General features: G+C 67.2%; 15 protein-coding genes and 1 pseudogene. 2 read left to right on the forward strand and 14 right to left on the reverse strand.

The window, feature by feature from the left end:
• Positions 1-3 precede the first annotated feature (3 nt).
• Positions 4-1,119, reverse strand: coding sequence for an aminopeptidase P family protein (locus tag GGC64_RS01635; protein WP_192720712.1), 1,116 nt, complete (start codon positions 1,117-1,119; stop codon positions 4-6).
• A gap of 33 nt (positions 1,120-1,152) precedes the next feature.
• On the opposite strand from GGC64_RS01635, the gene GGC64_RS01640 reads away from it, so the two are divergent.
• Complete coding sequence (locus GGC64_RS01640; protein ID WP_192720713.1) at positions 1,153-1,716, forward strand: B-4DMT family transporter; 564 nt, start codon at positions 1,153-1,155, stop codon at positions 1,714-1,716.
• 3 nt (positions 1,717-1,719) lie between these two features.
• Here GGC64_RS01640 and aroQ read toward each other — a convergent pair whose 3' ends face one another.
• The 9 genes and pseudogenes from aroQ to GGC64_RS01685 all read right to left on the reverse strand — a co-directional run bounded on the left by aroQ (position 1,720) and on the right by GGC64_RS01685 (position 7,631).
• Positions 1,720-2,157: a type II 3-dehydroquinate dehydratase gene (aroQ, locus tag GGC64_RS01645; RefSeq protein ID WP_192720714.1), complete on the reverse strand. Its 438-nt coding sequence runs from the start codon at positions 2,155-2,157 to the stop codon at positions 1,720-1,722.
• Positions 2,154-3,239: a 3-dehydroquinate synthase gene (gene aroB, locus GGC64_RS01650; RefSeq protein WP_192720715.1), complete on the reverse strand. Its 1,086-nt coding sequence runs from the start codon at positions 3,237-3,239 to the stop codon at positions 2,154-2,156. The genes aroQ and aroB overlap by 4 nt, the downstream gene beginning before the upstream one ends.
• Positions 3,240-3,375: 136 nt before the next feature.
• Positions 3,376-3,882 (reverse strand): annotated as a pseudogene (locus tag GGC64_RS01655) (shikimate kinase); the annotation flags it as partial.
• Positions 3,882-5,090, reverse strand: a complete 1,209-nt coding sequence (gene aroC / locus GGC64_RS01660; RefSeq protein ID WP_192722356.1) for a chorismate synthase — start codon at positions 5,088-5,090, stop codon at positions 3,882-3,884. The gene aroC and the pseudogene GGC64_RS01655, both read right to left, overlap by 1 nt.
• A 38-nt stretch (positions 5,091-5,128) precedes the next feature.
• Positions 5,129-5,731 (reverse strand): TetR/AcrR family transcriptional regulator, encoded by a 603-nt coding sequence (locus tag GGC64_RS01665; RefSeq protein WP_370581937.1) that lies wholly within the window; start codon positions 5,729-5,731, stop codon positions 5,129-5,131.
• A gap of 20 nt (positions 5,732-5,751) precedes the next feature.
• Entirely contained in the window at positions 5,752-6,186 is a 435-nt protein-coding gene (locus GGC64_RS01670; protein ID WP_192720718.1) for a nitroreductase/quinone reductase family protein, read from the reverse strand.
• 39 nt (positions 6,187-6,225) lie between these two features.
• The gene (locus GGC64_RS01675) at positions 6,226-6,717 is read right to left on the reverse strand and encodes a DUF3237 domain-containing protein (RefSeq protein ID WP_192720719.1); all 492 of its coding nucleotides are present in this window, start codon (positions 6,715-6,717) and stop codon (positions 6,226-6,228) included.
• Positions 6,714-7,097: a nuclear transport factor 2 family protein gene (locus GGC64_RS01680; protein WP_192720720.1), complete on the reverse strand. Its 384-nt coding sequence runs from the start codon at positions 7,095-7,097 to the stop codon at positions 6,714-6,716. Before GGC64_RS01680 ends, GGC64_RS01675 begins: the two co-directional genes overlap by 4 nt.
• 102 nt (positions 7,098-7,199) lie before the next feature.
• Entirely contained in the window at positions 7,200-7,631 is a 432-nt protein-coding gene (locus GGC64_RS01685) for an A24 family peptidase (RefSeq protein WP_192720721.1), read from the reverse strand.
• A gap of 23 nt (positions 7,632-7,654) precedes the next feature.
• On the opposite strand from GGC64_RS01685, the gene GGC64_RS01690 reads away from it, so the two are divergent.
• On the forward strand, positions 7,655-8,542 hold the full coding sequence (locus GGC64_RS01690) for a DMT family transporter (protein ID WP_370581938.1): 888 nt from the start codon (positions 7,655-7,657) through the stop codon (positions 8,540-8,542).
• Here the strand turns inward: GGC64_RS01690 and GGC64_RS01695 are convergent.
• Genes GGC64_RS01695 through ruvX form a run of 4 tightly spaced genes read right to left on the reverse strand, consistent with a single transcriptional unit; the run spans position 8,532 to position 11,891 of the window.
• Positions 8,532-9,314 (reverse strand): LLM class flavin-dependent oxidoreductase, encoded by a 783-nt coding sequence (locus GGC64_RS01695; protein WP_192720722.1) that lies wholly within the window; start codon positions 9,312-9,314, stop codon positions 8,532-8,534. The genes GGC64_RS01690 and GGC64_RS01695 overlap by 11 nt on opposite strands.
• A 10-nt stretch (positions 9,315-9,324) precedes the next feature.
• Positions 9,325-10,128 (reverse strand): shikimate dehydrogenase, encoded by an 804-nt coding sequence (locus GGC64_RS01700; RefSeq protein WP_192720723.1) that lies wholly within the window; start codon positions 10,126-10,128, stop codon positions 9,325-9,327.
• Entirely contained in the window at positions 10,106-11,356 is a 1,251-nt protein-coding gene (gene mltG / locus GGC64_RS01705; protein WP_192720724.1) for an endolytic transglycosylase MltG, read from the reverse strand. Before mltG ends, GGC64_RS01700 begins: the two co-directional genes overlap by 23 nt.
• The gene (gene ruvX / locus GGC64_RS01710; protein WP_192720725.1) at positions 11,349-11,891 is read right to left on the reverse strand and encodes a Holliday junction resolvase RuvX; all 543 of its coding nucleotides are present in this window, start codon (positions 11,889-11,891) and stop codon (positions 11,349-11,351) included. The genes mltG and ruvX overlap by 8 nt, the downstream gene beginning before the upstream one ends.
• Positions 11,892-11,895 lie beyond the last annotated feature (4 nt).

The following is an 11,895-nucleotide window of genomic DNA, read 5'->3' on the forward strand; positions in this document are numbered from 1 at the left end:
CTCTTAAAGGATCGCCAGTTCTTTCGGGAACCGGGTGAGTAAGTCTGTGGTCTCATGTCGCCGGCCGTCCGGCTCCAGGGTGTTATCGCAGACGACCAGCGTGTCCTCGATGCGGACGCCACCGTGGTCGGGTAGATAGACACCTGGCTCCACGGTGACCGCAGAGCCAGCAAGCAGTGTACCGGCGGCCGACGCGCTGATTCCTGGCGCTTCGTGGATCTGCAGCCCGACGCCGTGGCCGAGCCCGTGGCTGAAGTTGTCGGCATAGCCTGCGTCGGCAATGACCTGCCGCGACGCTCCGTCGACATCCTTGAGAGTGACGCCAGGCGCCAAGGCTTCTCGGCCCGCCCGCTGCGCCGTGGCAACCAGTTCATAGATGTCGAGCTGCCACTGCGCGACCGGAGCCAGCACAAACGTGCGGGTCATGTCGGAGTGATAGCCGCACACCAGCGCGCCGAAGTCGATCTTGACGAAGTCGCCAGCGGCCAACACCGCATCGGTCGGCCGGTGATGTGGGATGGCCGAGTTCGCACCGGCCGCCACGATGGTTTCGAACGACACGCCGTCGGCCCCGTGATCGAGCATCAGCGCCTCGAGTTCGCGGGCTACCTCTTTTTCTGTGCGCCCCGCGCGTAGACCGCCACGCTCCACGAGATCCGTCAGCGCCGCGTCGGCCGCCTCGCACGCCAGCCTGAGCAGTGCGATCTCGCCGGCGTCCTTGACCTCGCGCAGCGCCTCCACGGTGCCCGCTGCCCGAACCAGCTCCACCTGATCCCCTGCGGCCTTGCGCAGCGCGGCGAATCCGTCGACGGTCACCACGTGGCTCTCAAAGCCCACCCGCCGAGCCCCGTCGGTGGCGGCACGCGTGGCCAGATGCGGGCCGCACGCCCGCTCGATCACGATCTCCGCGTCGGGGGCCTGCTGCGCCGCCTGGGTGCGATAGCGCCCGTCGGTGGCCAGGATCGGCGTTTCGCTGTCGACCCGGACGAGCAGGGCAGCGTTCGAACCGGTGAAACCGGACAGATAACGCACGTTGACCAGGTCGGAAACCAGCATCGCGTCCAGTTCGGCGTCGGCCAGTCGCTGGCGCAGACGGTCCCGACGCTGTGAAATAGTCACAGTTGAAGAACCTACTCGCTAAGGTGTGGCCCCATGAGTAAGTGGTTACTGCGCGGACTGGTGTTCGCGGCCCTGATGGTGATCGTCCGATTGCTGCAGGGGGCGTTGATCAACGCGTGGGAGACCAAGGCGGGATTGATCAGCATCGTGCTGGTCGTGCTTTTCGCGATCGCGGTCTTCATCTGGGGCCTTCTCGACGGTCAAGCCGACGCGAAGGCCAACCCAGACCCCGACCGTCGCGGCGACCTGGCGATGACGTGGCTGCTGGCCGGCCTGTTCGCAGGTGTGGTGAGCGGTGCGGTGGCCTGGTTCATCTCGCTGTTCTACAAGAGCCTTTACGTCGAGGCGCTGCTCAACGAGGTCACCACGTTCGCGGCGTTCACGGCGCTGTTGGTGTTCCTGTTCGCGATCGCGGGCGTGGCGCTCGGTCGCTGGATGGTCGACCGCAACCTCGAAAAGCAGCCGCGCAAGCATCACGGTCTGGCCGAGGCCGCCGCCGAGCAAGAACAAGACCGCGCCGACACTGACGTGTTCGCAGCGGTGCGCCACGACGGCGGCGCCGAAACCGCGCCCACCCAGGCGCGCCGCGAGGAGTAGCCCCTAGTCGAGGCTCGCGAGGTAGCGCAGCGCCAGCACGTAGCCTTGCACTCCGAGTCCGACGATCACGCCGGTTGCCACGGCGCTGAGGTACGAGTGGTGCCGAAACTCCTCGCGGGTATGCACGTTCGAGATGTGCACCTCGATCAGCGGCGCCTGCAATTCCGCGCACGCATCGCGCAGCGCCACCGATGTGTGGGTGAGCGCGCCCGCGTTGAGCACCACCGGGTCGCCGGCGTCGGCGGCGGCGTGCACCCAATTCAACAGCTCGGCTTCGCTGTCGCTCTGTCGCACAACGGCTTTCAGGCCCAGCTGCTCAGCCTCGCGTTCGATCAGCGCGACCAGTTCATCGTGAGTGGTGCTGCCGTACACCTCCGGCTCACGACGCCCGAGCCGACCGAGATTGGGGCCGTTGAGCACCAGCACGGTTGAGAACTTCACTGCCCCACCTCCGCGATCTCTGAATAGGCTGCCGCCAGCAGCGACGGATCCGGGCCCTCGAGACGCCCCGGCTTGCCCAACCCGTCGAGCACCACGAACCGAAGCACGCCTGCACGCGTCTTCTTGTCCCCGGCCATGTATTCGAGCAGCTGCGGTAGCGCGTCGGCGTCATAGCTGACGGGCAGTCCGAGTGAGGTGAGGATCGACCGGTGCCGCGCGGCGGTGTCGTCGTCGAGACGTCCTGCCAGCCGGCCCAATTCGGCGGCGAACACCAGGCCCACCGAGACCGCTGCGCCGTGCCGCCATTGGTAGCGCTCCCGGCGTTCTATCGCGTGCGCGAGGGTGTGGCCGTAGTTCAGGATCTCGCGCAGCTGCGATTCTTTCTCGTCAGCCGCGACCACCTCGGCCTTGACGGCGACGGCCCGCCGGATGAGCTCCGGCAGAACCGTCCCGGACGGATCGAGGGCGGCCTGCGGGTCGGCCTCGATGAGGTCGAGAATCACCGGATCGGCGATGAAACCTGCCTTCACGATCTCGGCCATGCCCGCGACGATCTCGTTGCGCGGCAACGTCTCCAGCGTCGCGAGATCGACGAGCACGGCGGCCGGCTGGTGAAACGCGCCGACCAGGTTCTTACCCGCGTCGGTGTTGATTCCCGTCTTGCCGCCGACCGCGGCGTCGACCATGGCCAGCAGCGTGGTCGGCACGTGGACGATGTCAACACCGCGCAGCCACGTCGCTGCGGCGAATCCGGCGACGTCGGTGGCCGCTCCTCCGCCGAGGCTGACGATCGCGTCCTTGCGGCCGATACCGATGCGGCCCAGGACTTCCCAGATGAAACCGAGCACCGGCAACTCTTTGCCGCCTTCGGCGTCCGGGATCTCGATGCGATGTGCATCGACCCCCTTGTCGGACAGGTGGTTTCGGATCGCCTCCGCGGTCTGCGCCAACACCGGCTGGTGCAGGATCGCGACCTTGTGCCTGCCCTCCAGGACGCGCCCAAGTTCACCGAGCAGTCCGGTGCCGATGATGACGGGGTATGGCGGGTCGACGAGAACGTCGACGGTCACCGGCTCAGTCACGGTGGCCTTTCGAATGTCGGGCGGCGACGGCCGCGGGTGTCGGTGGAGCCTCGCTGTCCTGGGCGCTTGGCTTCGGCGTCAGCGAGGACGGACCGCGGCGCCACGACGGTCGACGACGGCGACGCCGGGCGGCCTGCGGGTTCTCCAGGCGGTCGACGATGTGTCGCACCACGGCGCCGGGGTTGCGACGGTTGGTGTTGACACGCATTGTGGCGACCCGCCGGTACAGCGGAACCCGTTCTGCCATCAGCGCTTTGAACTTCTCGTTGCGATCGGGACCTGCCAGCAGCGGCCGCACTGTGCTGCCACCGGTGCGGCGCACACCCTCCGCGGCGCTGATCTCCAGGTAGATCACGGTGTGTCCGGCGAGCGCGTCGCGCACCCCCGGCGTGGTGATGGCGCCGCCGCCCAGCGACAGCACGCCGTCATGCGATTCCAGCGCGCCACGGATCACGTCCTCTTCGATGCGCCTGAACTCCTGCTCGCCGTCGGTGGCGAAGATATCGGCGATGGTGCGGCCGGTGGTCTCTTCGATCGCGGCGTCGGTGTCCAGCATCGAGGTGCCCAGGGACTTGGCCAGCCGCCGCCCGATCGTCGACTTGCCCGATCCAGGCAGCCCGATCAACACAGCCTTTGGCGCCATCAGCCAGACGCTTCCGCGGCTTCGGTCGCCGGCTCGCGGTCGGCGACCGAACGTAGGTAGGTGTCGATGTTGGCCCGCGTCTCGTTCAGCGAGTCGCCACCGAACTTCTCCAGTGCCGCACGCGCCAACACCAGTGCGACCATGGTCTCGACGACGACGCCCGCGGCGGGCACCGCGCACACATCGGAGCGTTGGTGAATCGCAACGGCTTCTTCGCCACTGACCATGTCGACAGTGGCCAGCGCCCGCGGCACGGTTGAGATCGGCTTCATCGCCGCACGCACCCGCACCGGTTGGCCGTTGGTCATGCCGCCCTCGAGGCCGCCTGCGCGGTTGGTCGAACGCATCACGCCATCGGGGCCCGGGTACATCTCGTCGTGGGCGACGCTGCCGCGCCTGCGCGCGGTCTCGAAGCCATCGCCGATCTCGACGCCCTTGATCGCCTGGATGCCCATCACGGCACCGGCCAGTTGGCTGTCGAGCCGGTTGTCGCCGCTGGTGAATGAGCCGAGCCCGACCGGCAGACCGTGCGCGACGACCTCGACCACACCGCCGAGCGTGTCGCCGTCCTTCTTGGCGGCCTCGATCTCGGCGATCATCAACTTTTCGGCTTCTTCGTCGAACGCCCGAACCGGGCTGGCATCGATGGCGGCCAGGTCAGCGGCCACCGGCGGCGGGCCCTCGTACGGCTTGGACGCGCCAATGGAGATGACGTGCGACACCACCTCGACGCCGAGTGCTTCTTTGAGGAACGCTCTGGCGACGGTTCCGGCGGCGACGCGGGCGGCGGTTTCACGGGCACTGGCCCGCTCGAGCACTGGGCGCGCGTCGTCGAAGCCGTACTTCAACATGCCTGCGTAGTCGGCGTGGCCGGGCCGGGGCCGGGTCAGCGGCGCGTTACGCGCGACATCGAGCTCAGCTGGGTCGACAGGGTCCGGCGCCATCACAGTTTCCCACTTGGGCCACTCCGTATTGCCGATCTCGATCGCGATCGGGCCGCCGAGCGTGACCCCGTGCCGGACGCCGGCGAGCATGGTGACCTGGTCCTGCTCGAACTTCATCCGGGCACCTCGGCCGTAGCCGAGGCGACGACGGGCCAGTTGGCCCGCGATGTCGTCGGAGGTGACGTGTACGCCGGCAACCATGCCTTCGACCATGGCCACCAGCGCGCGGCCGTGGGATTCACCAGCTGTCGTCCATCGCAACACGCGTCCCATTTTCGCACGTCGCGCCCCCGGGACCCGAATCAGTCGATGGCGAGGCCGTCCAGGATGCGGTTGATCTCGGTGACGGCTTGGCGGTGGGCGGCCTTCTGGTCGTCGGCGCGGGCGACGATCATCGCGGTTTCGCACAACGCTCCGTAGAGAAAATGCGCGAGTGGCCCTGGCGGTCGCGGTGCGATCCGGCCGGCTTCGGCGGCCTGTGAAATCCCGAGCTGCATCATGTCCAGCAGCGGGCCTTCCAGCCGGCGCACCTGCTCCCACCCGATGGCGGCCAAGGCGTCGAGCAGCACGATTCGCTGCAGGTCCGGGTCAAGACATTCGTCGAGGAAGGCTCGGCATCCGGCTTTGAAGGCCTCCCACGGATCTTTCTTGCGGGCGTAGGCCTCGACGAGCGGCGTGGCCAACTGCTCCACCTCGCGGGTGAAGACGGCCTCGAACAGCTGTCGCTTGCCGTCGAAGTGGTGATACACCGCGCCCTTCGTCATGTTCGCGCGTGCCGCCACCGCATCCAGGGACGTCGCGTCGTAGCCGTCGCGGGCGAACAGTTCGCGCGCGGCGTCGACGAGAGCCGCGGTGGTCGCCTCGGTCCGCTCGGCCTGTGTCCGTCTCGCCACCTTCGTAGCCACGGCCTGACCATAGCCGGTGCTCACCTGGCATCCGGCTCCAACGCGATCAGCGGCAGGACGCGATCAGTGAACTGCGCGTAATGCTCGGCCTGCGGGTACATCTCCACGAAAGCCCGCCACAACCGGTCGCGTTCGGCGCCCGCCAAGAGCCGGGGCCGCACGCGCATTCTGCGTCGGCCCACCACCACCTCGCCCACTTCCGCCTCGCGCAGATTGAGCCACCACGCGGGAGTCCGGTCTGCTCCCGCGTTGGCCGCGAGGACGACGAGCGCGTCGCCGTCGCGCAGGTACAGCACCGGTGTCGCCCGCCGCTGTCCACTTCGTCTGCCGACGGTTTCGAGCACCATCACCGGCGCCCGTGCGAACCAATGCGATCCGAAGCGCCCGCCGCTGATCCGGTAGAGCCGCGCATGCAGCCGACCCACCGCACGTTGCGTGGCGGGCCAGCGTCGCACTACGCGATTCGACTGGCGCGCAAGCCGAATGTGGTCCACTCAGAGCACCCGATAGATCCGGTAGTCGATGTGGTTGGGCGACAAGATGTTGTAGCCGACGGCGACCACCTCGGACAGCCAGGCATAGCGTTCGTCGGAGGTTTCGAACTTCGGCGTCGTGCGGATGTACGTCTCCTCGAACGGCAGAACCTGCCCGGCGGCCAGTCGCTGTACGCCGTCGGCGGGAAGCTTGATGACGCCGCGCGACTCGTAGTGAATGAGGACACCGTCATGCGTGCGCAGCGTGGCTCGGACGTCGACGCGGCCCGTGCCATCGGCGCCGACGAGCAGCCAGTCTCCCCCACCGGGAAGCAATTCGCCGCGCAGTCGCGGTCCTTCGATAACGCCGCCGGTCGTGATGAACGTGAAGCGCATACCGACCGGCGTCGGGATCGGTTGCCCCGGTTGCAGATTGACGTGCATATCGAAAAGGTGCTCGACGGGCAGGGCGGTGACGAGGGGCAATTGGTCGACGGGCGTTGCGGTGCTCATCGCGCAGCCACCATCGCCTGCTGCAACTGTGCTGCGTCGATGAAGGTGTCCTTGCGGGTCACCAACCCGTCGGAGCCGACGTTGACGACGTCGAGGCAGTCGAAGCGGACATCGCCGGAGATCAACGCCCAGTCCAGGATCCAGTGATCCTCGCCGTAGAGCACGCGATAGGTCTCCCACGAGAAATCCGGGAACTGCGCAAAGATTTCGGCGAAGGCCGCACGCACGGCATCACGGCCCCGCACCGGGCCTGCGCCCAAATGTGTCCAGAACTGGGTGTCGTCGGTGTGCAGCGCGACGATCGCGTCGGGATCATGCGCCGCCCAGGCGGCGAAATACCGCTGTGAGATCGCTTGTAAATCGTGAACGGTAGTTTGCATACTTGCAGTATGTACTAACCTACCTGCAGTATGCAAATGCACGCGGGGCCTATCATCGCGGGATGTTTCTACCGACGAGTCGGCACAGCCGTCCTCATCGGCTTAAAGCAACGCCAACGCCATGGCCATCGCCGCTGCCACGCACATCGAAGGGCCATGCGGCACAGTGTGTTCCGAACGACGGATCAGCATCACGACGGCCACGCCGGCAGTAAGCAGCGGCGCGCCAATCGCGGCAAGCAGCCAGACGTCGCTGCCGAAGGTGGCCGTCAGCGCGCCGATGCCGATGGCGAGTTTCACGTCACCGGCGCCCATCGCCGTCGGTGACATCAGGTGCACGACGGCATAACCGACGAACAACGCGACCGCACCGACGACCGCCGGGCCACCGCGTCCATGTACCGCCGCCGTCGCGAGGATCGCCGCGGCGCCCGGCATCGTCAACCAGTTCGGTAGCCGCCGCACCCTGACGTCGTACACGGACAGCGCGCCCAGCCAAACCAGCACGCAGGCACCGGTCATCCCCGCCCCCATCCATCGAGGCTAACGTCGGTTGCGTGCATCGACGGTCACCAGTTGGTCCAGCGTTATTGGTGGTGGTGGCCGCGATCAGCCAGGAGGTCGGCGCAGCGTTCGCTGTCGGCTTGTTCGCGGCGCTGGGCCCGATCGGGGCGGTGTTCGCCCGCCTCGTTGTCGCCGGCGTGGTCCTCTGCGTGGCGGTCCGCCCCCGACCGCGCGGGATTTCGGGCCGGGCATGGGTGTCGGCCGCCGCGCTCGCCGCCGCGTTGGTGGTCATGAATGCGTGCTTCTACATCTCACTGACCCGGGTCCCTCTAGGTGTCGCGGTCACCGTCGAAGCCCTTGGCCCGCTTGCGCTTTCCGTGATCGTGAGCCGTCGCGCATCGGCGTGGGTATGGGCCATGCTCGCCCTGCTCGGAGTCGCGCTACTGAGCCTGACGGGCGTCCGGGTCGGTCATCTCGACCCGGTGGGACTCGGCTTCGCCGCGGGCGCCGGCGTGAGCTGGGCGGGCTACATCCTGGCCACCGCGCGGGCCGGCGCCGACTTTCCCAGGCTCGACGGCTTGGCGGTCGCGACGGCGATCGGTGCGGTCGTCACGGCGCCGTTTGCCATGGTCGCGGTCGACCCGGACGCCGCCCTGCGATGGCACGTGCTGGGGTTGGGGATAACCGTCGGGGTGATGTCGTCGGTGATCCCCTACTCGCTGGAGTTGGTGTCGCTGCGCAGGCTGCCGCCTGAGACATTCGCGATCCTGACATGTCTGTCGCCGGTGGTGGCCGCGGTCGCGGGCTGGTTGATCCTCGGCCAGCACCTGGCGGTGTCCGGGTATGTGGCGATCGTATTGGTGACGGTGGCCAGCATCGGCGCGGTCCGCTCTGCACGAGACCGATTGGGACACAACGACACCCGGCTGATCACCGCATAGCCGCTGCGACCTCGCCTGCGGCCGCAATCAATTCAGGCATATCGATCTGCGGCCCGGTCGGCTGAATAACGAGGGTGTCAACGCCCGCAGCCAGAAATGGCCCCACCGATTCCGCCACCTGAGCCGCGCCACATGCCAGGAACAACACCGTGCTGAAGGCCGTATCACAACGGCCGGCGCGACCAGACGTCACGTGACCAAGCGCATCCCGCAACGTGGTCGCGGTGTATCGCGAGTCGAGAATCACTCCGTCAGCGATCTCACCTGCCAACGTAAGTGTCTTCGGTCCCGTTCCGCCGATCAGCACCGGAACCGGTTGTTGCGGAGGCCAATCCAACCGCACATCAGCAAGTCGCACGTATCGGCCCTCGACGGTGACCGATCGTGCCGACAGCAGATCGCTCAAGGCTGTGACGTACTCGCGCATCAGCGTTAGTGGCGACGCCACGGCGGCGCCGGCCTGCCGCATCCAGTCCTGGACTCCGTGCCCAATGCCGACCCGTATCCGTCCCGAGAACATCGCCTCGAGGGTGGCGATCTCCATCGCTGTGGTCACGACGTTGCGCAGCGGCGCAGGCAGCACACCGAGGCCGACCGTGAGCGTTTCGGACGACGCCAGCGCGACCGCCGCCGCAGCAATACCGCCTTGTAGGAAACAGTCCTCCCACAGCCACAGTTCGGCGACGCCTGCGCGATCGGCGGCCGCTGCCGTTTCTCGTAGCGTGTCGGGATGAAAGTCAGGGCGAAACACGACGCCGATGCGAGCATTCACCCGTTCGACCCTACTGTTCGGCCAGCGCCGCCCTCATCGCCTCGACAGGCGCAGGCATGCCGGTGAATTGCTCGACTTGAGCGAAGGCCTGATGCAGCAGCATCTGCAGTCCACTGATGACGCGTCCTCCTGCCGCCTCGACGGCCGCTGCCAACGGGGTAGGCCAAGGGTCGTAGATCGCGTCGAGCAGCAACGGTGTCGCCACAACGGTGGCGGCATATCCGGCGGCGACGTCCGCGGGGATGGTGCTGACTACGACGTCGACGTCCGCCAATGTCGTCCCGAGTTCGATCCAACGGATGTCGACCCCGACTCTGGGGCCAAGGGCGAGCAGCGGCCCCGCCTTGTCTCGGCTGCGGGCGACGACCGAAATATCGTGTGCGCCAAGCTCTGCGAGCGCGACGACGACGGCAGGCGCGGTGCCGCCCGAGCCCAATACTGCGGCTCGGCCAGCGACTGGCCCCAACGCTCCCTTCACACCGTCGATGTCGGTGTTGTCGGCCCGCCAGCCGACCGCGGTTCGCACCAATGTGTTGGCCGAGCCGACGAGTTCGGCGCGTTCGGTGCGCTCGTCTGCGAACCGCAGCGCCGCGAACTTGCCGGGCATCGTCACCGAGACACCCACCCACTCCGGGCCGAAACTTCCTACCAGGCCGGGCAGTTGATCGGCGGTGCACTCGATGCGGTCATACGTCCAGTCGTTCAGCCCCAGCGCCCGATAGGCGGCCAGATGCAACTGCGGTGAGCGCGAATGTCCGATCGGCGACCCGAGCACCGCGGCTTTGCGCGCACTATCTTGCGGAGTCGAGGACACCGTTGCGCTTGGCCAGTTCGATGTTCGCCAGATGCTGCTCGTAGTCGCGGGTGAACAGTGTCGTGCCCTGCATGTCGATCGTGACGAAGTACAGCCAGTCCCCCTGCGCAGGCTGTTCGGCCGCCGCAAGCGCGGGTTGCCCCGGCGAGCAGATCGGTGTTGCCGGAAGGCCAGGCCGCACATACGTATTCCACGACGTGTGCTGCGCACGGTCGGCGTCAGTGGTGGCGACCTCGATCCGGTCCAACGGATAGTTCACCGTCGAGTCGAACTCCAGCGTCCGGTTCTCGTGCAGCCGGTTGTAAATGACCCGTGCAACCTTGGCGAAGTCATCGGGTTTGGATTCGCGCTGCACCAACGAACCGACGGTGAGGATCTGATACGGCGACATGTTCATCGCCTTCGCCGTGTCCAGCAGCCCGCCCTGGGCGTATTGCGTGGCGCTGGCGCCGATCAACGTCGACAAGATGTCCTGCGCGGACGCCGAAGGATCGATGTTCCACGTGCCAGGAGCGATCAGCCCTTCCAGCCGGCGGTGGTCGTTGCCAAGCGCGGCGACCGGGTTGGCAGCCCAGTCTGGGACCGAAAGCGCCGACGGCTCAGCGCTTCCCGCGGCCTTCTTCAGGTCGTCCACCGCAACGCAGTGCCGGTCACCGTTGAGGTTCACACATGTCGCCCGCGAGATCAGGCTGAAGATGCCCTCGGTGACGGCGTTGGTCTTCACGTCTTGCACATCGTCGAGCTGGCGGCCTTCGGGGATCACCAGCTTGCCGACGCGGTTCTGCGGATCGGCAAGTCGTGCAACGGCGTTGGACGCTGGGATCTCTGTGCGCACCTTGTAGAAACCGGGCTGTATGGCCGAGATCGCAGTGTTGCCCTCGGCTGCTGCGACGAACGTCTTGACGTTGGCCACGACCTTGCGGTCCGCGAGCGTTTGGCCGATCGCGGTCGTCGAGTCGCCGTCATGGATCTGGATGACGACGTCGTCGACACCGTCGCCGGTGTAGTCGTTGTCCCCGCCGAACAGCGAGTGCCACATCTTCGAACCCAGGAAGACCGCCCCGACCAGGACCACGATCAAGAGAGCCAACGCGAAGCCGCTGGTGAACCGCCGTTTGCGGCGGCCGCGCGCTTCCCTGATCCGGTCCGACCGACTCACTCGGCGCCGCGGCGGTCCGACCGACACAGGCTCTGCGCGTTCGCGGCCGCCCCATGGGTTGTCAGTCATCCCCGACCTCTCCGTGCGCGGCACCGGTGATCTCTGCTCCTCGCGTGCGCAGCGCAGCGCGCCGCTGGTCCAGCCAATTCTGCAAAATACCTACCGCCGCAGCCTGATCGATCATCGCGCGCTGGCCCCTGGCGCGGACGCCCGCGTCGCGCAGTGAGCGCTGCGCGACCACTGTCGTGAGCCGTTCGTCGGACAACCGTACCGGCGTTGGCGAGATGCGCCGAGCCAACTGGTCGGCCAATTCGATCGCGTCTTTGGCAGACGGCCCGGAGCGGTCGGCAAGGGTCCGCGGCAACCCGACCACCACCTCCACTGCCTCCAGCTCCTCGGCCAGCTGCGCGAGCCGACGCAGATGTTTGCCGGCTTTGTTGCGCCGGTCCCGCTCCACCGTCTCCACGGGTGTGGCCAGAATCCCGTCCGGATCGCTGGCCGCGACCCCGATACGCACCGTACCCACGTCGACACCGAGCCGTCGGCCACGGCCTGGATCGTCGCCCCCTGGCCGATCCGGGAGACGATCATCAGTGTCGACCACGGGC

The sequence above is a fragment of the Mycobacterium sp. OAS707 genome (genome assembly GCF_014873705.1).
GTDB lineage: Bacteria > Actinomycetota > Actinomycetes > Mycobacteriales > Mycobacteriaceae > Mycobacterium.